15 protein-coding genes are annotated in these 22,197 nt (G+C 70.0%); 8 read left to right on the forward strand and 7 right to left on the reverse strand.

The features are described from left to right. The first annotated feature begins 253 nt into the window (after window positions 1-253). The 4 genes from rpsL (at window position 254) to tuf (ending at window position 4,669) form a co-directional block, all read left to right on the forward strand. Complete coding sequence (rpsL, locus tag ACZK5D_RS01980; protein ID WP_077340453.1) at window positions 254-625, forward strand: 30S ribosomal protein S12; 372 nt, start codon at window positions 254-256, stop codon at window positions 623-625. After that, window positions 625-1,095, forward strand: coding sequence for a 30S ribosomal protein S7 (rpsG, locus tag ACZK5D_RS01985; RefSeq protein ID WP_458994536.1), 471 nt, complete (start codon window positions 625-627; stop codon window positions 1,093-1,095). Before rpsL ends, rpsG begins: the two co-directional genes overlap by 1 nt. Before the next feature lie 111 nt (window positions 1,096-1,206). Next, window positions 1,207-3,255 carry an elongation factor G gene (gene fusA / locus ACZK5D_RS01990; RefSeq protein WP_458994535.1) on the forward strand — a complete coding sequence of 683 codons (2,049 nt, stop codon included), beginning with the start codon at window positions 1,207-1,209 and terminating at the stop codon, window positions 3,253-3,255. A gap of 214 nt (window positions 3,256-3,469) precedes the next feature. Beyond that, window positions 3,470-4,669 carry an elongation factor Tu gene (tuf, locus tag ACZK5D_RS01995; RefSeq protein ID WP_458994534.1) on the forward strand — a complete coding sequence of 400 codons (1,200 nt, stop codon included), beginning with the start codon at window positions 3,470-3,472 and terminating at the stop codon, window positions 4,667-4,669. A gap of 69 nt (window positions 4,670-4,738) precedes the next feature. Here the strand turns inward: tuf and ACZK5D_RS02000 are convergent, their stop codons facing one another. Further along, entirely contained in the window at window positions 4,739-6,421 is a 1,683-nt protein-coding gene (locus ACZK5D_RS02000) for a glutamine--tRNA ligase/YqeY domain fusion protein (protein WP_458994533.1), read from the reverse strand. A gap of 36 nt (window positions 6,422-6,457) precedes the next feature. Next, the gene (locus tag ACZK5D_RS02005) at window positions 6,458-7,030 is read right to left on the reverse strand and encodes a DUF4112 domain-containing protein (RefSeq protein ID WP_458994532.1); all 573 of its coding nucleotides are present in this window, start codon (window positions 7,028-7,030) and stop codon (window positions 6,458-6,460) included. Between the two features lie 33 nt (window positions 7,031-7,063). Between ACZK5D_RS02005 and gltX the strand changes: the two genes are divergently transcribed. After that, window positions 7,064-8,518: a glutamate--tRNA ligase gene (gene gltX, locus ACZK5D_RS02010; protein WP_463664057.1), complete on the forward strand. Its 1,455-nt coding sequence runs from the start codon at window positions 7,064-7,066 to the stop codon at window positions 8,516-8,518. Window positions 8,519-9,153: 635 nt separating this feature from the next. Continuing rightward, window positions 9,154-9,603 carry an Hsp20/alpha crystallin family protein gene (locus ACZK5D_RS02015; RefSeq protein ID WP_463664058.1) on the forward strand — a complete coding sequence of 150 codons (450 nt, stop codon included), beginning with the start codon at window positions 9,154-9,156 and terminating at the stop codon, window positions 9,601-9,603. 78 nt (window positions 9,604-9,681) lie between these two features. Here the strand turns inward: ACZK5D_RS02015 and ACZK5D_RS02020 are convergent, their stop codons facing one another. From ACZK5D_RS02020 to ACZK5D_RS02040, 5 genes are all read right to left on the reverse strand, one after another. Continuing rightward, entirely contained in the window at window positions 9,682-10,638 is a 957-nt protein-coding gene (locus ACZK5D_RS02020) for a glutathione S-transferase family protein (RefSeq protein ID WP_463664059.1), read from the reverse strand. 51 nt (window positions 10,639-10,689) lie between these two features. Further along, the gene (locus ACZK5D_RS02025; RefSeq protein ID WP_463664060.1) at window positions 10,690-12,441 is read right to left on the reverse strand and encodes a DEAD/DEAH box helicase; all 1,752 of its coding nucleotides are present in this window, start codon (window positions 12,439-12,441) and stop codon (window positions 10,690-10,692) included. A 64-nt stretch (window positions 12,442-12,505) separates the two neighbouring features. Next, on the reverse strand, window positions 12,506-13,870 hold the full coding sequence (locus ACZK5D_RS02030; RefSeq protein ID WP_463664061.1) for a cryptochrome/photolyase family protein: 1,365 nt from the start codon (window positions 13,868-13,870) through the stop codon (window positions 12,506-12,508). 142 nt (window positions 13,871-14,012) lie between these two features. Beyond that, on the reverse strand, window positions 14,013-14,681 hold the full coding sequence (locus tag ACZK5D_RS02035; RefSeq protein ID WP_463664062.1) for an exonuclease domain-containing protein: 669 nt from the start codon (window positions 14,679-14,681) through the stop codon (window positions 14,013-14,015). After that, a complete protein-coding gene (locus ACZK5D_RS02040) occupies window positions 14,678-16,501 on the reverse strand; it encodes a DUF294 nucleotidyltransferase-like domain-containing protein (protein ID WP_463664063.1) in 1,824 nt (607 codons plus the stop codon). The genes ACZK5D_RS02035 and ACZK5D_RS02040 overlap by 4 nt, the downstream gene beginning before the upstream one ends. A gap of 274 nt (window positions 16,502-16,775) precedes the next feature. Here ACZK5D_RS02040 and ACZK5D_RS02045 point away from each other — a divergent pair, with 274 nt between their 5' ends. Together ACZK5D_RS02045 and pflB are read left to right on the forward strand one after the other, a co-directional pair. Continuing rightward, complete coding sequence (locus ACZK5D_RS02045) at window positions 16,776-19,757, forward strand: glycoside hydrolase family 2 TIM barrel-domain containing protein (RefSeq protein WP_463664064.1); 2,982 nt, start codon at window positions 16,776-16,778, stop codon at window positions 19,755-19,757. Window positions 19,758-19,924: 167 nt separating this feature from the next. Next, window positions 19,925-22,195, forward strand: a complete 2,271-nt coding sequence (pflB, locus tag ACZK5D_RS02050) for a formate C-acetyltransferase (protein WP_463664065.1) — start codon at window positions 19,925-19,927, stop codon at window positions 22,193-22,195. Window positions 22,196-22,197: the final 2 nt, after the last annotated feature.

Below are 22,197 nucleotides of genomic sequence, written 5' to 3' on the forward strand. Positions count from 1 at the left end.
CCTCCTCGGCATTTTGACCCTGATGGGGCGCTGGAGTAACCTTGGCAGGCGTGCCCGGTTGCTCGGGCCCATTTGTGCGTGCCCTGGCATGATCCTGGCGCTCTTATTCGTTGCGAAGAGACCAGACCTGTGCGGAGTTCGCACGGCAGCTCTATGCGCCGCGAAGCGGGAACGGTGACCCCAACTCGCGTCGACAAGGGTTGCGCCAGGGAAAACTCAACGTCCGCCCAGACAACGAAAGTGATACCAACAGGTGCCAACTATTCAGCAGCTGGTCCGTAAGGGCCGCACCGACAAAGTCTCGAAGAACAAGACGCCCGCGCTCAAGGGTTCGCCCCAGCGCCGCGGCGTGTGCACCCGCGTGTACACCACCACCCCCAAGAAGCCGAACTCCGCGCTGCGCAAGGTCGCTCGTGTGCGCCTGAGCTCCGGCATCGAAGTCACCGCCTACATCCCGGGCGTCGGCCACAACCTGCAGGAGCACTCGATGGTGCTCGTCCGCGGCGGTCGTGTGAAGGACCTGCCCGGCGTTCGTTACAAGATCATCCGCGGCTCGCTCGACACCCAGGGTGTCAAGGGCCGCAAGCAGGCCCGCAGCCGCTACGGCGCGAAGAAGGAGAAGTAATGCCTCGCAAGGGTCCCGCCCCGAAGCGCCCCGTCATCATCGATCCGGTGTACGGCTCCCCGCTCGTCTCGCAGCTGGTCAGCAAGATCCTGCTCGACGGCAAGAAGACCGTCGCCCAGTCGATCGTCTACGACGCCCTCGAGGGCACCCGCACCAAGACCGGCACCGATCCCGTGCAGACGCTCAAGCGCGCGCTGGACAACGTCAAGCCGTCGGTGGAGGTCAAGTCCCGCCGCGTCGGCGGCGCCACCTACCAGGTGCCGATCGAGGTCAAGCCGGCCCGTCAGAACACGCTGGCCATGCGCTGGCTGGTCAGCTTCTCCCGCGCCCGTCGCGAGAAGACGATGACCGAGCGCCTGATGAACGAGATCCTCGACGCCTCCAACGGCCTCGGTGCTTCGGTGAAGCGCCGCGAGGACACGCACAAGATGGCTGAGGCCAACCGCGCCTTCGCGCACTACCGCTGGTGATCGCCTGCCCCCGGGTCGTGAGGCCCGGGGGCATCACCTGTTTCACACCACGTTCTACTTCCGAAGGGCTGCATAGTGTCCGACCTGTCCAAGGTTCGCAACATTGGCATCATGGCGCACATCGACGCCGGCAAGACCACCACCACCGAGCGCATCCTGTTCTACACCGGCAAGACCTACAAGATCGGTGAGGTCCACGAGGGCGCCGCCACGATGGACTGGATGGAGCAGGAGCAGGAGCGCGGCATCACCATCACGTCGGCCGCGACGACCTGCTTCTGGAAGGACCACCAGATCAACATCATCGACACGCCCGGGCACGTCGACTTCACCGTCGAGGTGGAGCGCTCGCTGCGCGTCCTCGACGGCGCCGTCGCGGTGTTCGACGGTGTCGCGGGCGTCGAGCCGCAGTCGATGACGGTGTGGCGTCAGGCCACGAAGTACAACGTGCCGCGCATCTGCTACATCAACAAGCTGGACCGCACGGGCGCCTCGTTCGACCACTGCGTCAAGACCATCCGCGAGCGGCTCAACACCGACCCGGTGCTGCTGCAGCTGCCGATCGGTGCAGAGGGCGGCTTCCTGGGGGTCGTCGACCTGGTCGAGATGCGCGCGCTGACCTGGCGCGGCGAGACCGTGATGGGCGAGGACTACACCATCGAGGAGATCCCCGCTGAGCTGCAGGAGGCCGCCGAGGCCGCCCACGCCACGTTGATCGAGCGCCTCGCGGACGTCGACGACGACATCATGGAGCTCTACATGGAGGGTGAGGAGCCGACGGTCGCGCAGGTCAAGGCCGCCATCCGCAAGGGCGTCATCACCAACACCTTCACGGCCGTGGTCTGTGGCACCTCGTTCAAGAACAAGGGCGTCCAGCCGCTGCTCGACGCGGTCGTCGCCTACCTGCCCTCGCCGATGGACGTTCCCGCCATCAACGGCTTCAAGCCCGGCGACGAGTCGGTGGAGCTCGAGCGGCACCCCACCGACGACGAGCCGCTGGCCGCGCTGGCGTTCAAGATCGCGGCGGACCCGCACCTGGGCAAGCTCATCTTCGTGCGTGTTTACTCGGGCGTCCTGCACTCCGGCTCGCAGGTCCTCAACGCGACCAAGGGCAAGAAGGAGCGCATCGGCAAGATCTACCAGATGCACGCCAACAAGCGCGAGGAGATCCCGCAGATCGGCGCGGGCATGATCTGCGCCGTCATGGGCCTCAAGGACACGGGCACCGGCGAGACGCTCTGCGACACCGGCCACCCGATCGTGCTGGAGTCGATGACCTTCCCCAACCCCGTCATCGAGCAGGCCATCGAGCCGAAGACGAAGTCGGACCAGGAGAAGCTGTCCCACGCCATCCAGCGGCTCGCCGAGGAGGATCCCACCTTCCGCGTCCACACCGACGAGGAGACCGGGCAGACCATCATCGCCGGCATGGGCGAGCTCCACCTCGACGTGCTCATCGACCGCATGCGTCGCGAGTTCAAGGTCGAGGCCAACATCGGCAAGCCGCAGGTGGCCTACCGCGAGACGCTGCGCCGCAAGGTGGAGAAGATCGAGTACACCCACAAGAAGCAGACCGGTGGTTCGGGCCAGTTCGCGCGCGTCATCATCGACCTGGAGCCGACGGAGCCGGGCTCGGGCTACGAGTTCGTCAACGCCGTCACCGGCGGCCGCATCCCCCGCGAGTACATCCCCGCGGTGGACGCGGGCGTGAAGGAGGCGCTGCAGTTCGGCGTCCTCGCCGGCTACCCCGTCGACAACATCAAGGTGACGCTGACCGACGGCGCCTACCATGACGTCGACTCCTCCGAGCTGGCGTTCAAGCTGGCCGGCGCGCAGGCGTTCAAGGAGGCCGCCCGCAAGGCGGATCCGGCCATCCTCGAGCCGGTCATGGCCGTCGAGGTGACCACGCCCGAGGACTACATGGGCACCGTCATCGGTGACCTGAACGCGCGTCGCGGGCACATCCAGTCCATGGACGAGCAGCACGGCAACCGCGTGGTGCGCGCGCTGGTGCCGCTGTCGGAGATGTTCGGCTACGTCGGGGACCTGCGGTCGAAGACCTCGGGCCAGGCCTCGTACTCCATGGAGTTCGACTCCTACGCCGAGACGCCCCGGATGATCTCCGAGGAGATCGTCGCGAAGGCGCGCGGCGGGGAGTGAACCCGCCACACTGACGAAGGCGGCCGGCCGGGGAGAACTCCCCGGCCGGCCGCTTTTCACGTGGATACTCCCGTCCGGTTTGACTGACGTGGAGCCTCCGTTAGGATTGGTCAGGTATGCGTTTGGGCGCTAAGCTCAGATGCTGACCTCTACTGAGGAATGACAAGCGACGCCCCGCAATCCCGCGAGGCGACATCCCCAAGAAGGAGCCCTCGTGGCAAAGGCCAAGTTTGAGCGGACTAAGCCGCACTGCAACATCGGCACCATCGGACACGTCGACCACGGCAAGACCACTCTCACCGCGGCGATCACGAAGGTGCTCCACGACAAGTACCCCCAGTGGAATGCCGTCTCGGCGTTCGACCAGATCGACAAGGCGCCCGAAGAGCGTCAGCGCGGCATCACCATCTCCATCGCGCACGTCGAGTACCAGACCGAGAAGCGCCACTACGCGCACGTCGACTGCCCCGGCCACGCCGACTACGTGAAGAACATGATCACCGGCGCTGCCCAGATGGACGGCGCGATCCTCGTCGTGGCGGCCACCGACGGCCCGATGGCGCAGACCCACGAGCACATCCTCCTGGCCCGCCAGGTGGGCGTGCCGGCCATCGTCGTCGCCCTGAACAAGTGCGACATGATCGACGATGCCGATGCCGACCTGATCGAGCTCGTCGAGATGGAGCTCCGCGAGATCCTGTCGGCTCAGGAGTTCGACGGCGACAACCTGCCGATCGTCCGCGTCGCCGCCTTCCCGGCGCTGAACGGCGACCCGAAGTGGACCGAGTCCATCCTCGAGCTCATGGACGCCGTGGACGAGCACATCCCGCAGCCCGCGCGTGACACCGAGAAGCCCTTCCTCATGCCCGTTGAGGACGTCTTCACGATCACCGGTCGTGGCACCGTCATCACCGGCCGCATCGAGCGTGGCATCGTCAAGACCGGCGAGACCGTCGACATCATCGGCATCCGTGACACCAAGCAGTCCTCGACCGTCACCGGCGTCGAGATGTTCCGCAAGATCCTCGACGAGGGTCGCGCGGGCGAGAACGTCGGCCTGCTGCTCCGCGGCACCAAGAAGGAAGACGTCGAGCGCGGCATGGTTGTCATCAAGCCGGGTTCCACCACCCCGCACACGGACTTCGAGGCCAACGTCTACGTCCTGGCCAAGGAGGAGGGTGGCCGTCACAAGCCGTTCTTCTCGAACTACTCGCCCCAGTTCTACTTCCGTACCACGGACGTGACCGGCGTGGTTCAGCTCCCCGCGGGCACCGAGATGGTCATGCCTGGTGACAACACCGAGATGACCGTCCACCTGAACAAGCCCATCGCCATGGAGGAGAACCTCAAGTTCGCCATCCGTGAGGGCGGCCGCACCGTCGGCGCCGGCAACGTGACCAAGATCCTCAAGTGATCCTGGCCTGAGAGCCTGACGAGGGCCGTGCAGCGTGAAGCTGCACGGCCCTCGTCGCGTCTCCGGGGTTCAGCCGCGCTTCTGGATGGCCGCCCACTCGTCGCGCAGGCCCACGGTGCGGTGGAACAGCATCGGCTGGTCGAGGTCTGCGGCGAAGTAGCCCAGGCGCTCGAACTGCACCACCTCGCCGGGAAGGGCGTCGCGGAGCGCGGCCTCCACGCGGCAGCCGTGCAGGAGCTCGCGCGAGGCGGGGTTGAGGTCGTCGAGGGCCTCCCCGGTGGCCTCGCCCGGTGCCTCGGCCAGGAACAGCCTGTTGTACAGCGCCACCGTCGCCTCCTCCGCGTGGGGCGCCGAGACCCAGTGCATCGTCGACTTCACCTTGCGGCCGTCCGGCGAGTTGCCGCCCTTCGAGGCGGGATCGTAGGTGGCCAGCACCTCGGTCACGGTGCCGTCCTCGTCCTTGACCACGTCCGTGGCAGTGACGAAGTAGGCGCCCCGCAGCCGGACCTCACGGCCGGGGGAGAGGCGGAAGTACTTCGGCGGGGGGACCTCCTGGAAGTCCTCGCGCTCGATCCACAGCTCGCCGCTGAACGCGACGCTCCGCGTGCCGTCCTCGGCGCGCTCCGGGTTGTTCGCGAGCTCGAAGTGCTCCACGACCGGGTTACCCTCGGCGTCGACGGGCCAGTTGGTGATCCGCAGCTTGAGTGGGTGGAGCACCGCCATCCGGCGCTGCGCGGTGAGGTTGAGGTCGCGGCGGACGTAGCTCTCCAAAGCCTCGATCGACTGGCGGGAGTTCGTGCGCGTGGTGCCCACCTCGCGGCAGAACGCGCGGATGGCGGTGGACGGGTAGCCGCGGCGCCTGAGCCCGCGGAGGGTGGGCATGCGGGGGTCGTCCCAGCCGTCGACGACGCCGTCGAGCACCAGCTTGGCGAGGCGGCGCTTCGAGGTGACGGTGTGGGTGAGCTCGAGGCGCGCGAACTCGTACTGTCGCGGCGGTTCCTCGACCCCGAGCCGGTCGAGGAACCAGTCGTAGAGCGGCCGGTGGGACTCGAACTCAAGCGTGCAGATCGAGTGCGTCACGCCCTCGATGGCGTCCGACTGCCCGTGGGCCCAGTCGTAGGTGGGGTAGATCGACCACTCGTCGCCGGTGCGGTGGTGATCGACGCGGCGGATGCGGTACATGATCGGGTCGCGCATCTGCATGTTCTCGTGGCTCATGTCGATCCTGGCGCGCAGCACCCGGGAGCCGTCGGCGAACTCCCCGGCGCGCATCCGGCGGAAGAGCTCAAGGTTGGCCTCGACGGGGCGGTCGCGGAACGGGGAGTCCACGCCGGGCCTGCCGAACCCGCCGCGGCCTGCCGAGATGGCCTCGCTGTCCTGGTCGTCGACGTAGGCGAGGCCGGCGGTGATCAGCTGCTCCGCCCACTCGTAGAGCTGCTCGAAGTAGTCCGATGCGAACCGCACGTCGGCGGGCTCGTATCCCAGCCACTCGATGTCGTCGACGATGCCCTCGACGAAGCTGGTGTCCTCGGTCTCCGGGTTCGTGTCGTCGAGCCGCAGGATGCAGATCCCCCCGAAGTCCGCGGCGACCCCGAAGTCCACGACGATGGCCTTGGCGTGCCCGATGTGCAGGTAGCCGTTGGGCTCCGGTGGGAACCGCGTCTGGACCCGTCCCCCGCGCTTCCCGCCGGCCACGTCCGCGTTGACAGCGTCGTAGATGAAGTTCGACGGCGTGGAGGAGGGCTCAGTCATGCGGGTAAATTAGCACGCTCCCAGCGGTGCGGACCGTCAGCCGGTGGTGGCGATGAGGTGGTTGATCCCCGCGATCACCAGCACCGGAATGGCGACCATCAGCGCCACCATCGTGACCACGAGAGCCGCCACGCCGATCCAGTACCTGATCGATGCCTTCCGGACCAGCTCGCGGTTCTCGATCGTGCGGTTGAGCAGCTTGAGATTCATCTTGTTGGCGCGGAACGCCACATCGAAGAAGGCACCCACGAAGGGGATCATCCCGAGCGCCCAGTCCAGCAGCGAGTTGGCGCCCATCCGGAGCAGGACGGGCAGCGGTGCCCGGAGCCTGATGGCGTCCGCCATGACCACGCTGCCGAACGCCGCGCCCATGGCGGTTCCCGCCCACGGGATGAAGGAAAGGAACGGGTCCACCCCGATACGGACCTTCGTGCCGGGCACCTGCACCAGATCGTCGAGGATATAGCTGAAGGTGCGGGTCATCTGGGCGGGCTTGGGCGGGGGAGAAGCGGCCAGGTCGGCCCGAATCTGCGCGCGCGCAGCCGGATCCGGGCCGGGCTGTGCGTGGTGCAGCGCCCTGGCCGGCGTGAGGCCGGGTTCCGTGGTCATGCAGTCCAGAATGCCCGATAGGGTGAAACCACTATGAGCATTGATGCGATTCCCGCGCGCACCCGGGTTGCCCCGTCGCCCACCGGAGACCCCCACGTGGGCACGGCCTTCATGGCATTGTTCGACCTGGCCTGGGCCCGGAAGACCGGGGGCGCGTTCGTCCTGCGCATCGAGGACACGGACCAGGCCAGGCTGGTGGAGGGCAGCGAGCAGCAGATCTACGACTCCCTCGAGTGGCTGGGCCTGCAGGCCGACGAGGGCCCGCACACGGGCGGTGACTTCGGCCCCTACCGGCAATCCGAGCGGCTGGACACCTACCGTCCGTTCGTCGAGCAGCTGATCGCCGACGGGCACGCCTACCACTGCTGGTGCTCCTCGGAGCGGCTGGTCGAACTGCGCAGGGAGCAGGAGGCGCAGAAGCTCTCAGTGACGGGCTACGACCGCCTCTGCCTGGGCAAGACCCGCGAGGAGCGGGCGGCGCTACCCGGGTTCTCGGAGACGCCCGTGGTGCGGATGCTCATCCCCGACGATGTGCCGCTGGAGTTCGAGGACATCGTGCGCGGCACGGTGAAGGCGCCAAGGCCCGACGACCAGGTGATCCTCAAGGCGGACGGGTTTCCGACCTACCACCTCGCGGTGGTGGTCGACGACCACCTGATGGGCATCAACACCGTCGTGCGCGGCGAGGAGTGGATCTCCTCGACGCCCAAGCACGTCCTCCTCTACGACTGGCTCGGCTGGAAGCGGCCCGCGTTCGCCCACATGCCGCTGCTGCGCAACACGGACAAGTCGAAGATCTCCAAGCGCAAGAACCCGGCCGCCAGGCTGATGTGGTTCAAGGAGCAGGGCTACCTGCCCGAGGCGGTGCGCAACTTCCTCCAGTTGCTGGGCTACGCCGGCGACGAGGACCACGAGGTGTCGACGTTCGACGAGTTCGTCGCGGCCTTCTCGTGGTCCAAGGTCAACACCGTCGGGCCGATCTTCGACCTGAAGAAGCTGGACTGGCTCAACGGCCACTACATCCGCACGCTCACCGCGCACGAGTTGGCCGACCGGATCCTCGAGTTCGAGGCGGGCTGGGACCCCAGCCCCGCCGAGGTGGAGATCCTGCGCAGCGCCGTGCCGATCATCCAGGAGCGGCTGGTGCTCCTCAAGGACGCCCGGCCACAGCTCGACTACCTGTTCGCGGCCGACGACGCTCTGGTGATCGACGATGACGCCCGCGCAGGGCTGGCCGAGAACGCGGCCGACGTGCTGGACGCGGCGATCGCCGTCGCGGAGACGGTCCCCTTCAGCACCGATGCCATCCAGGCCGGCCTGCGTGAGCGCATCGTCGAGGGGATGGGCATCAAGCCGAAGTTCGCGTTCGCGCCGATCCGCGTGGCGATATCCGGCCGCAAGGTGTCGCCGCCGCTGTTCGAGTCGATGGAGATCCTGGGCCGCGACTCGTCGCTTGCCCGCCTGCGCGCCCTCCGCGCCACCCTCTGAGACGCCTCGGCGGTACACCCCCTCGCTGCCCGAGGCCTCACCACCCCCGCCCTGCTCGACGGTGGTGGGGTGCACGACACGCCGTCGCGATGGGTGGTCGGGTGCGCATGGGGACATGAGGTGCGATTCGTGCGGCGTTTCGTGCCACCGGTATGGGGCCACGGTGTCGACGGCGACGGCGGGGACGTGAGGTGTGCGCGAGGGTGGGGGACGGCAGGGCGGCTGGGCGCAGGGATGCCCAGCCCGAGGGGCACCCGGAGGAACCCGCCTGAAGCAGGCTAGAGCCAGGGCCGCCCTGCCGGCACCCGCCTGGGGCCGGCCACGCCACGGGCGGACCAGTGCGGGGAGACGTGGGACGAGGCCCGGGCGGCCTCGACTACCCAAGCCACGACCAACACGCGGCTGGCGAGCAGACGGCGGACAAGGGCCGCACGGGCCTCGTGTCAGGGCTCCCGGCACCAAGAAGCGGTACCCGCGTCGCTGGACAGGCGCAGGACGGTTCGACACGCGCTGAGCCGAGGGGCCGTGAAGTGGCCGAAGCTTGGGTTCGGCGTCGTGGAGGAGTTGCGAAGTAAGTTGAGCGAGGTACACTCAACCTATACGAGTCCGGCACTCATGACACAGAAAGGATCACCATGCCTGGCTTTGACCCCTTCCGCGACATCGACCGCCTCCTCGGCGACGTGACCCGCACCCCGGCCTCAGTGGCGATGCCGATGGACCTCTACCGCACTGGTGACGAGTTCGTCGCGCACATCGACCTGCCCGGCGTCGACCCGGCGAGCATCGACATCGACATGGATGGTGCCACCGTCACCGTCCGCGCGGAGCGCAAGAACCCCGTCGCTGACGACGGCGCCCAGTGGCTGACGCGCGAGCGCGCCGTCGGCACCTTCGCCCGTCAGCTGACGCTCGGCCGCGGGCTCGCCACGGAGAAGATCAGCGCCTCGTACTCCGACGGGGTCCTGACGCTCACGATCCCCGTCGCCGAGGCCGCGAAGCCCCGCAAGATCGAGGTGCAGCACACGGCCAAGGCGAACCAGATCGAGGGCAGCGTCGAGACCGACGCCCAGCCCGAAGGCTGACCCACTCAGCACGACGGCGGGGTGCCCCTGATGGGGCGCCCCGCCGTCGCGTTGTGTCCGGAGGCCGGATCGGTGTCGTCAGCCCCGCCCGTGCGGGGTGGTCCAGCCGCTCAGGTCCGGGCCCTTAGGCACGATGCTCAGCGGGTTGAGGTCCGTATGCACCACGTAGTAGTGGCGCTTGATCTGCTCGAAGTCCACGTTGTTGCCGAAGCCCGGCGTCTGGAACAGGTCGCGGGCGTAGCCCCAGAGATTCGGCAGCTCGATGAGCTTGTTGCGGTTGCACTTGAAGTGCCCGTGGTACACGGCGTCGAAGCGCACCAAGGTGGTGAACAGGCGCACGTCGGCCTCGGTGATCGACGCGCCCATGAGGTAGCGCCGCGTCGCGAGACGCTCCTCCAGCCTGTCGAGGGCCGCCCAGAGCCGGTCGTAGGCGGCGTCGTAGGCCTCCTGTGAGCCTGCGAACCCGCAGCGGTAGACGCCGTTGTTGACCTCGGTATAGACCCGCCGCATGACCTCCTCCATCTCGTCGCGCAGGTCTGCGGGCCACAGGTCCGGGGCGTCCGCCCGGTGGTAGGCCTTCCACTGGAAGAAGAGGTCCTCGGTGATCTGGGGGAAGTCGTTGGTCACCACCATCCCGGTGGGCTCGTCGACGATGGCCGGCACCGTGATGCCGCGCGGGTACCCGGGGAAGCGCTTCTCGTAGGCGTCCTTCAGCCTGGAGATGCCGAGCACCGGGTCGACGCCGCCGGGGTCCAGGTCGAACGTCCACGAGTCGGCGTCGTGCGTGGGGCCGGGGTTGCCCATCGAGATCGCGTCCTGCAGCCCGAGGAGGTCCCGGACGATGATGGCGCGGTTGGCCCAGGGGCAGGCGTAGGCGGCGATCAGGCGGTAGCGGCCCGGATCCACCGGGTAGTCGTCGGTGCCCGGCCTGGGGTCGGCCATGATGCGGGTGCCGATGTAGCGGGTGTCGCGACTGAACTCCCTGCCCTTCGAGGAGTAGACGCCGCCCGTGGAGTGCTCTTCATGTTCGCCCATGGCCCCAGCCTAGTTGATGCTTCAACTTATTTCCAGGGGTGTGTGAGGTCCTCAGCCCTTGAGCCACGTCCGGATGGCCTTGACCCGCTGCTCGACCTCGGACTGGGAGGCCTGCGCGAGCGCCGGCCCGCCGCACTCGCGGCGGAGGTCCGCGTGCACGTGGCTGTGCGGCACGCCCTTGAGGCGGGCGTACTGGGCCACCAGCGAGTTCAGCTCCTTGCGCTTCGAGGCCAGCGCCCGGTGCAGGGCCACCTCCGGCTCCGCCTTCCGGTCGTCGCGCTCCCGGCGCTTCAGCTGGCGCCTCTGCCGGTCCGCGAGGAGGGCGCTGACCTGGCTGGGCTCGAGCAGGCCGGGCAGGCCAAGGTAGTCCTGCTCGTCGATCGACGTCGGCTCGGCGTGCATGCCGAACGCCTGCGCGTCGAACAGCACATGGTCGAAGGTGGCGGTGGACTCCAGCGCCTCGAACTGGCCGAGGAGGTCGTCGGCGGCCGACTCGCTCTGGTTCGCCCGCTCGATGAGGGCCTCCGTCTCGGCCCAGATGTCCGTCTCGTCGGACTTGGGCCTGCCCAGCACGTGGTCGCGCTGCTTCTCGATGGTCGCGGCGTGGGCCAGCAGGACCGGCACCGTGGGGAGGAAGACGGTGGCCACCTCGCCTCGACGCCGGCTGCGCACGAACCGCCCGACGGCCTGGGCGAAGAACAGCGGGGTGGAGGTGGCGGTGGCGTACACGCCGACGGCGAGACGCGGCACGTCGACCCCCTCGGAGACCATCCGCACCGCGACCATCCACCGCTCGTCCGAGGTGGAGAACGTGTCGATACGCTTGGAGGCCGACGAGTCGTCGGACAGGACGACACAGGGCTTGACGCCGGTCAGCTCGTGGAGCTGCCGCGCGTAGGCGCGCGCGGTGGTCTGGTTGGTCGCGATGACCAGCCCCGCGGCGTCGGGGACGTGGCGGCGGACCTCGGTGAGGCGCCTGTCGGCGGCGGCCAGCACCGCCGGGATCCACTCACCGGTGGGCGCCAGGGCGGTGCGCCAGGCGTGGGCGGTCAGGTCCTTGGTCATCGGCACGCCGAGGTCCGCGGCGAGCTCGTCGCCCGCCTTCGTCCTCCAGCGCATCTGGCCGCCGTAGTTCATGAACAGCACCGGCCGCACCACGTGGTCCGCCAGGGCCTCGGTGTAGCCGTAGGTGTAGTCCGCCCGCGACTGCATCACGCCCGGGGCCAGCTCGTCGTAGGCGACGAAGGGGATGGGGTGCTCGTCGGAGCGGAACGGGGTGCCGGTGAGCGCGACCCGCCGGGTGGCGTGGGTGAAGGCGAAGGTGACGGCCTCCCCCCAGCTCTTGGAGTCGCCGGCGTGGTGGATCTCGTCGAAGATGACCAGCGTCTCCTTCGAGTGGCACAACGCCTCGTACACGTAGGAGCGGGCCGCGACACCCGCGTAGGTCACCGCGGAGCCGTGGTACTCCTTGGCGCGCCCGCGCCTCGACGACCCGCCCAATCCGGGGTCGAGCTGGATGCCGACGCGGGCCGCGGCGTCGGCCCACTGCACCTTGAGGTGCTCGGTGGGGGTCACCACGACGATGCGCCGGACGGTGCGCGACGCCATCAGGGTGAGCGCGATGCGCAGCGCGAACGTGGTCTTGCCGGCGCCGGGGGTGGCCACGCAGAGGAAGTCGCGCGGCTGGTCCCGCTCGTACTGCTCCAGCGCCGACGCCTGCCACGTGCGCAGCGACGACGCGGTGCCCCACGCCGCGCGTTGCGGGAAGGCGGGAGACAGGTGGTCCAGCGCGGAGGAAGACATACGGTCGGTGACTCTAGCCAACAGGGGGCCGCCCACCCAAGCCCCGACACGCCGGTCGGAGCCGTCAGCCGGCGCGCAGGCCCTCGTAGGCGGCCAGGGCCCGGCTGCGTCCGTCGGCGAGCGCGACGACCGGCTCGGGCCGGTGGCCGAGGTCCACCCGCCAGGAGAGGGGGGCGGCGGCGGCGAACTCCCGCGCACCCTCGTCGTGCGGCGCGAGCCAGTGCGAGCGGTACAGCGCGCGCGGGTCGAACTTGGTGGCCTGCGTGTCGGGGTTGAAGATCCGGAAGTAGGGGGAGGCGTCCGGGCCGCAGCCGGCCACCCACTGCCAGTTCATCGCGTTCGACGCCGGGTCCCAGTCGGTCAGCGTCTGCCCGAACCAGGCCAGGCCCACCAGCCAGTCGGTGAGGAGGTGCTTGGTGAGATAGCTGGCCGCGATCATCCGCACGCGGTTGTGCATCCGGCCGGTGGCGAACAGTTCGCGCATGCCGGCGTCGACCATCTCCACGCCCGTCAGGCCGCGACGCCACAGCTCCGCGGCCTCGCCGTCGCCCTCCCAGGGGAAGGCCTCCCACTCGGGGCGCCAGCAGCGCTCGCCGAGGTCCGGCGACTCGTGGAACAGCTCGCGGGCGAACTCCCGCCATGCCAGCTCGGAGAGAAAGGACTCCACGCCCGGGGCACCCGCACGCCAGGCGGGCAAGCAGTGGTGCCAGATGCGCCGGGCGCTGATCTCGCCCACGGCCAGGGCGTCGGAGAGCCCGGAGGTGGCGGGGCGCCACGGCTCGTCCCGGTGTCGCGGGTAGTCCGCGACCGCGTCGTCGAGGAAGGCGGCGAGGCGTCGGTGGGCGGAGTCCTCGCCCGCCTCGACGTGGCCGGCGACGACGTCCCAGCCCCGGTTCATCGAGGTGCGGGCCTCGGGCCAGTCGAGGGCCTCCGACCGCGGCCACGCCTCGGGCGCGCGGAGCTCCGGGGCCTCCAGGGGTGCCTGGATCGGGACCTGCTTCAGCGCCTTGAAGAAGGGCGAGTAGACCCGGAACACGCCGCCGGAGCCGGTGCGCACCGAGCCACGGGGGACCAGGTCTGCCAGGGGGTGCAGGTGGAGCGGCACGCCCGCCGTCGCGAGGCCCTCGTCGTCGGCGAACGGGAAGCCGACGGTGGTGTGCACGGCCGTGGCGGACGCCTCCCGAAGGACCTCGGACAGCACGTCGGCGGGTCGTCCGCGGCGGACGATCAGGCGGCTGCCGCGACGCCTCAGCTCGGCGTCGAGCCCGGGCAGGCTCATGGCCTGCCGCTGCGCCGAGGCCGGATGCGCGGCGGCCTCGTCCGGATCCAGGATCACGAGCGGCACGACGGCGCCCTCGGCCGCGGCGGCCACCAGGGCCGGGTGGTCGTCGAGACGCATCACGCGCCTGAACCAGCAGATCGTGGTCATCGGGGGAATCAAGCTCCTGTGCTCGGTGGGCCCGGAGGCGTGGGGTGTGGGGCGAGTCTAGGCGTCCATATCCAGATGGCGGTGGTGCCAACTCTCCCGAACCGGTGCGCCGCGGCGAGGGCTGACCGATCAGAGATAAGGCTCAGGACAGCCGGAGGAGCTGGCCCAGGTCCTTGACGCCCAGCTCCTGAGCGAGGGCGAGGTAGAGCTCGCCGCAGGCAAGGGCGTCGACGACGGCGTCGTGGCCGCGATAGTGGGGCAGGCCCGCCCGGGCACGCAGCTTCCAGAGGCGCAGCGCGTCTCGCGGGTGGTCCTCGTCGAAGCCCAGCGCGCGATGCCCCAGCCCCATGGTGTCGACGGCGGGCACGTCGATGCCCACCCCATACAGCCGCCGTACCGCAGCCGCGAGGAAGCCCACCTCGATGGCGGCGTGGTGCGCCAGCAGGACGCGCCCGGTGAGGCGCTCGAACACCCGGTCCACCGCCTCGGCGCTGGGGATGGCGCCGGCGAGCTCGTCGTCGGTGATCTGGTGGATGACCGCCGACTGGCCCACGTCGCGGCCGGGATTGACGAAGAAGTTGGTGGCGGTGCCCAGCGGGATGGCCAGCCCGTCGACGTCGATCATCCCGACCGACAGGACGTGGTCGGTCCCCGGCGTCAGGCCGGTGGTCTCGAAGTCGATCGCGAGGAGCGCCACCTCGCTCAGCGGCGTGGACCGGGGCTGCGGCTCGGCGAGGAGGTAGCGGCGCAGCGGGCCGTCGGGCACCTTCGCGGCGGCGCCGGCGTTGGTGCGCCGGAAGGGCCAGATCATGAGATGAACTGGGTCTGGAACGTCACGGTGAGCGCGGACTGGGCCTTGCCGACGATCGTGAAGGCGTCGCGGAGGTGGCGGCGCTCGAAGTCGGACAGGTCTCCCGGGTCGATGTGGTTGTCCGGCTCCAGACCCGCCGCCACCTGCCTGCCCTGGTGCTGCAGCCGGGTGTAGCCGAGGAACTCGTAGGCGTCGAGGAGGTTGTCCACCTCCGCACCGTGCTCGGCGGCCGCGAGCAGCCTGCCCCGGGTGGAGACCTGGGGGAGCCCCTTGTGCAGCGCGTGGATGCGGGCCACGTCGACGATCGGGTTGATCCCGCCCAGCTTGATGTCCAGCCGGTCCCGGTGCTGCCCCTTCTTCTCGACGACCAGGCCCCTCAGGAATCCGATGGGCACCTCGGCGTCGTTGGCGTGCTTGGCGAGGTGCCCCAGGAACCGCGACGACGACGGCGCTGTGCGCAACACCCGCTGCTGCAGCGCCACGTAGAGGGTCTGGTCGCCGTGGATGGGGCGCATGTCGAAGAAGATCGACGAGTTGAGCACCGCCTCCGAGGTGGGCGCGGCCAGCCAGGCGCCGAACTCGCGGCTCCAGGCGGCCAGGGGCTTGCGCCACTGTGGGTTGGTGGCCATGGCCTCGCCCTTGCAGCGGGGAAAGCCGCACTCCACCAGTCCGGCGGTCACGAACTCGGCCAGCTGGGCGAAGTAGGCGTCGTGCTCGTCGCGGTAGTCGTCGCTGAGGATGAGGGCGTGGTCCTGGTCGGAGGCGAGGGCCTGCTCGCCGCGCGCCAGCGAGCCGAGGGCCACCCAGCAGTACGGCACCGGGGGCGGGCCGAGGCGCTCCTCCGCCAGGTCGAGCAGCCGCTGCCACAGCGCCTCGGTGGTGCGGCTGACGATGCGGGTGATGTCCTCCGCGGTGGCGTCCTGACGCAGGAGGCGGCCCACCAGTCTCGGGACCCGCCCCATGACCCTCGCCAGGGAGGCCGGGTCGTGCTGCCTGGCCAGGTCACCCACCACGTAGAGCGGGCTGGACCGCTCGAGGCGCATGAGGTCGCCGGAGGTGACCATGCCGAGGATCCGGTCGCCGTCCATCACCGGGAGGTGGTGGATCTTGTGCTCCACCAGGTGGAGCAGCACGTCGAGGGCAAGCGCGTCGTGGGCGATGGTGTGGGGAGCGGTGGACATGGACTCGGCCAGCGGCGACGACGGGGGCACGGCCCGCGCCACGACGCGGCGGAGGTCGCGGTCGGTGAGGATTCCGGCGAGGCGGTCGCCGTCGGTGACGAGGATGGCGGAGACCCGGGCCTGGTCCATCGCCTGGGCTGCCTCCCCGACGGTGGCGCCGACGTGGATGGTGATCGGGGAGCGGGTGAGCATCTCCGAGACCGGCACCTGTAGGACTGGCCCGCCCTCGGGCACCTGGCGGGTGACGTCGCTCAGCCGCGACTCGGTGAAGTAGCGCCGCACCTCCGGCACGGCCAGGAGTTCGCGCACCACGTCGGGCGCGAAGCCCCACAGCAGTGTGTCCTCCAGGGCGGTGAACGTGAAGCGCGAGGGCCGCTCCTCGATGATGGACAGCTGCCCGAAGCAGGCGCCCTGCTCGTCGTGATCGACCAGCGCGCCGTCGGCGTCGACGATCTCCACGGCCCCGGAGCGGACCAGGAACATCGCGGTGGGGGCGGCCCCGGCCGCCAGGATCACCGTCCCGCGACGCACGTAGCGGCCCACCGCCCGCTTCGCGAAGGCGGCGATGCGGCCCGGCGGCAGCAGGGACCACGGCTCGCGGGCCGCGAGGAACTGGGTGATGTCGGCGAGCTCTGACACGGCGGATCCCCTTCGATCAGTCGGTGGCCGCAGCCTATCCCTCCCGGCCATGCGTGGCACGACACGCCGGCTGAGCGGGCGCCCGGGTACGTGGGCGGCGCCGGGGTGGGGGTGCGACGGCGTTTCGTGCACGGGGGAGGGGGAGGGCGCGGGCACGAATGTGCGGTCGAGGCGGGGCCCGGGTACGTGGGCGGCGCCGGGGTGAGGGTGCGACGGCGTGTCGTGCACAGGGAGAGGGGGCTGGATAGGGTGAGGGGAAGTCTGGACGAGAGCCATGGAGGGCAGAGCAGTGTCGGAGATCGAGTCGTTCGCGCCGGGGTCCGGGCGACGGGTGCGGCCGAGGTCGCGGGTGGCGTCGGACGCCGCAGAGATCGACCTGAGCGGCACGTGGCGGTTCAGGTTCTCCGCGCGCCCGGACCTCGCGCCGGAGGGCGCCGCCGCGCCGGACCTCGACGACTCGGAGTGGGACGAGATCCGGGTGCCCAGCCACTGGGTGCTGCAGGGCCGCGACGACTGGGGCAGGCCCGCCTACACCAACGTCAACTTCCCCTTCCCGGTTGAGCCGCCCTTCGTGCCCGACGACAACCCGACGGGGGACTACCGCGTCGCGTTCGACCTGCCCGAGGACTTCGGCCACCGGGTCCACCTGCGCTTCGACGGCGTGGAGTCGCTGGCCATCGTCTCCCTCAACGGCTCACAGGTGGGCGTGGTGCGGGGCAGCCGGCTGGCCCAGGAGCTCGACGTCACGGCTGAGGCGCGCCCCGGCCGCAACGTGCTCCACGTGCGCGTGCACCAGTGGTCCGCGGCGAGCTACGTCGAGGACCAGGACCAGTGGTGGCTCCCGGGCATCTTCCGCCCCGTGACCGTGCTGGCGCGCCCCGCGGCCGGCATCGACGACGTGTGGCTGCGGGCCGACTTCGACCCCGAGACCGGCGAGGGCACCCTGCTGCCCGAGGTAAGGGCCGGCGACGACGCCTACCCCGTCACGGTGACCATCGACGAGCTCGGCCTCACCGCGACATTCGAGGCCCCCGGCGACGTCGCCCCGATCCCGGTGGGCCCCGTCGCCCCCTGGAGCGCGGACCGCCCACGCCTATACGACGCGCGCGTCGGCAACGCCGTCGAGAGCCGGACGCTGCGGGTGGGGTTCCGCCGCATCGAGATCGTCGGCCACGAGTGGCGCGTCAACGGCCGCAAGCTGCGCATCCGCGGCGTCAACCGGCACGAGTACGACCCCGACCACGGACGGGTGTTCGACACGGAGAAGGTGCGCGCCCAGCTCCACCTGATGAAGCGGCACAACATCAACGCGGTGCGCACCTCGCACTACCCGCCCCACCCGGACTTCTTCACGCTCACCGACGAGATCGGCCTGTGGGTGATCGACGAGTGCGACCTCGAGACCCACGGTTTCGAGCGCGGCGGCTGGGTGGACAACCCCACCGATGATCCCCGCTGGCGAGAGGCGCTGGTGGATCGCGCCGAGCGCATGTTCGAGCGGGACAAGAACCACCCGTCGATCGTCGCGTGGTCGCTCGGCAACGAGGCGGGCACCGGCGCGAACGCGGCGGCCATGGCCGCCTGGCTGCACCGCCGCGACCCCGAACGCCCCGTGCACTACGAGCCCGACTTCGAGGGCCGCTACACCGACATGGTCTCGCGCATGTACGCCACGGTGGAGGAGATGGAGGACCTGTCTGCGGGCACCGGACACAACCTCCGGGGCTCCGCCGGGCGCAGCGCGGTGCTCGCCGGCCGCCCCATGATCCTGTGCGAGTACCTGCACGCCATGGGCAACGGCGCCGGGGCCGTGACCGACTACGAGGAGCGCTTCGACACCCTGCCGCAATGGCACGGCGGCTTCGTGTGGGAGTGGCGCGACCACGGCATCCGCACCACCACCCCCGACGGCGTGGAGTACTTCGGCTACGGCGGCGACTTCGGCGAGCAGCTGCACGACGGCTCGTTCGTCTGCGACGGCATGGTCCTGTCGGACGGCACGCCCACCACCATGCTGGCCGAGTACGCGGCTGTGGTGACCCCGATCAAGCTCACCGTCACCGACGAGGAGCTCGGCGTGGAGAACCGCCGCCACGACGGCGACACCGCCGACCTGCGCATCCTGTGGCGCGACGAGCTGGACGGCCGCGAGGTGGCCTCGGGGGAGGTGGACATCCGCCCGGTGGCGCCCGGTGAGCTGGTGTGCGTCGAGCTGCCCGCGTTCCACGCGCCTGAGGCCGGGGAGCTGTGGCGCACCGTCGAGGCGGTCACGGCGTCCGACGGGCCGTGGGCTCCGGCCGGTCACGTGGTCAGCCGCGTGCAGTCGCTGCTCGCGGACCCGCCCGCGGCCCCCCGCCGTCCGGTCACCGGGCCCGTCCCCACCGCCGCCGACGGCCGCTACGCGCTGGGCCATGCGCGCTTCGACGCCCGCACGGGCGATCTCGTCGAGCTCGCCGGCCGCGACATCCAGGGCCCCCGCCTCGAGCTGTGGCGCGCGCCGACCGAGAACGACTCCCTGGCCGGCTTCAACTCCTACGTCGACGTCGAGCCCACCGCCTCCCGCGGGGTCGGCGCGCCGGCACCGTCGTCGCTCGAGCAGTGGCGGGCCGCGGGCCTGGACCGCCTGCACCGCCGGGTCCTCTCGGTCACGGCCGGGCCCGGCCGCCTCACCGTCCTGCACCGCTACGCGCCCGCCGCGACACGTGAGGCGGTCACCGTCGAGCTGGACTGGACCCTCGACGGCGACGCGCTGAGGCTGGACGCCTCAGCCGTCCCGACGAAGGGCTGGACCGGCACGTGGCCTCGGCTCGGGCTCCACCTGGAGCTCCCGCACGGGCTCAGCAGGGCCTCGTGGTTCGGCACCGGCCCCCACGAGAGCTACGCCGACTCCTCGACGGCGGCCTACGTGGGCCGGTTCGAGTCCGCGATCGCCGACCTCGTGGTGAACTACGCGGTGCCGCAGGAGAGCGGCCACCGGCTGGACCTCCGCGAGCTGGAGCTGCCCGAGCTGGGGCTCACCGTCTCCGCCGAGCGGGCCGGCGGGGAGCTGCCCGGCTTCACGATCAGGGCCCACGACGCGCACCAGGTCACCGGCGCCCGGCATCCCCACGAGCTGCCGGAGCCGACGGCCACGCACCTGTACCTGGACGCTCAGCAGCATGGGCTCGGCTCGCGCTCGTGCGGGCCCGACGTGCGCCCCGAGTACATGCTCCGACCCCGGGCCGCGGCCTGGGCGCTGAGGCTGTCGATCGGGTAGGCGAGACGGGCGGGGGCCGGTTTCCGGAGGGTTCCTACGAGGAGTAGTATTTATCTCACTCGTTGGCGACACCGCGGTGGCCGGCTCCTGGACGGATCCGCCCCGGTTGTCGGTCGGCGGCGCTGCCAGTGCACACGAACCCACGCGTTCATCTCACAGGGAGCAGCATGACGGCCTCGGCCACACTTCACGACAGCACCTCGGCCGCCGATCCGTGGCAGGGATTCACCCCGGGGGAGTGGCAGCGCAGCGTGGACGTCCGCGGCTTCATCCTCGCCAACTTCACGCCCTACCTCGGCGACGCGGCCTTCCTGGCCGGTCCCACCGCCAAGACCCTCCGCGTGTGGGACACCCTCCAGCGCGAGTACCTGAGCGTGGAGCGCGCCCGCCGCGTCTATGACGTGGAGACCCACATTCCTGCCGACGTCGACGCGTTCCCCGCCGGCTACATCTGCGCCGACGACGACGTCGTGGTCGGCCTCCAGACCGACGTGCCCCTCAAGCGGCCCATGATGCCGCAGGGCGGCTGGCGCATGGTGGAGACCGCCATCCGCGAGGCCGGCCTGGAGCCCGACGAGCGGGTCAAGGAGATCTTCACCCGCTACCGGAAGACGCACAACGAGGCCGTCTTCGACATCTACACCCCCCGCATCCGCAAGGCGCGCAGCGCCCACCTCATCACCGGGCTGCCGGACGCCTACGGGCGTGGCCGGATCATCGGCGACTACCGCCGCGTCGCGCTCTACGGCGTCGACCGCCTCATCGAGGCCAAGCGCGTGGACCTCGACGCCGTCGCAGGGCAGCCGTTCTCCGAGAACTGGGCCCGCTACCGCGAGGAGCACGCCGAGCAGATCAAGGCGCTGCAGAAGCTGAAGAACCTCGGCGCCAGCTACGGCTTCGACCTCGCCCGGCCCGCGGGCACCTTCGTCGAGGCCGTCCAGTGGACCTACCTCGCCTACCTCGCCTCCGTGAAGAGCCAGGACGGCGCCGCCATGAGCATCGGCCGCCTCTCCGGCTTCTTCGACGTCTACGCCGAGCGCGACCTCGCCGCCGGCACCCTCACCGAGGAGGGCGCCCAGGAGGTGATCGACGCCCTCGTCACCAAGCTGCGGATCGTGCGCTTCCTGCGCACCAGGGACTACGACCAGATCTTCTCCGGCGACCCCTACTGGGCCACCTGGTCCGACGGCGGGTTCGCCGACGACGGCCGCACCCTGGTGACGAAGACCTCGTTCCGGCTGCTGCAGACGCTGCGCAACCTCGGCCCGGCGCCCGAGCCCAACATCACCATCTACTGGGACCCGGCCCTCCCGTCGGGCTACAAGGACTTCTGCTCCGCGATCTCCATCGAGACCTCCGCCCTGCAGTACGAGTCCGATCACCAGATCCGCTGCCACTGGGGCGACGACACCGCCATCGCGTGCTGCGTCTCGCCCATGGCCATCGGCAAGCAGATGCAGTTCTTCGGTGCCCGCCTCAACACCGCCAAGGCGTTCCTCTACGCCGTCAACGGGGGCCGCGACGAGATGACCGGCAGGCAGGTGGTCGAGGGCTTCGCCCCCATCACCGGCGACGAGCCGCTGGACTTCGACACCGTGTGGGCCAGGTACGACGAGATGCTCACCTGGGCCGTCGAGACCTACGTCGAGGCGCTCAACATCATCCACTACTCGCACGACCGGTACGCCTACGAGGCCATGGAGATGGCCCTGCACGACGACGAGATCGTGCGCACCCTGGGCTGCGGCATCGCGGGGCTGTCCATCGTCGCGGACTCGCTGGCGGCCATCCGCTACGCCACCGTCACCCCGGTGCGCGACGAGACAGGCCTGGTGGTCGACTACATCACCGAGGGCGACTTCCCCCGCTACGGCAACGACGACGACCGCGCCGACGAGCTCGCCCAGCTCGTGGTCGCCACCGTCATGGACAAGATCCGTGGCATCCGGCTGTACCGCGACGCGGTCCCCACGCAGTCGGTGCTGACCATCACCTCCAACGTGGTCTACGGCAAGGCCACCGGCGCCTTCCCCTGCGGTCACGCCGCCGGCACCCCGTTCGCGCCCGGAGCCAATCCCGAGAACGGGGCGGACACCCACGGGATGCTCGCCTCCATGATGAGCGTGGGCAAGCTCTCCTACGACGACGCGCTCGACGGCATCTCCCTGACCAACACCATCACCCCCCAGGCGCTCGGCCGCACGGCGGAGGAGCGGGTGGCCAACCTCGTCGGGATCCTCGACGCCGGCATGGGTGAGGGGCTTTACCACGCCAACATCAACGTGCTCAACCGCGAGACGCTCCTCGACGCCATGGAGAACCCGGAGAACTACCCGCAGCTCACCATCCGCGTGTCGGGGTACGCCGTCAACTTCGTCAAGCTGACCCGGGAACAGCAGCTCGACGTGCTGTCGCGGACCTTCCACGAGGCCCTGTAGCC

The sequence above is a fragment of the Tessaracoccus yangjingae genome (genome assembly GCF_055326235.1).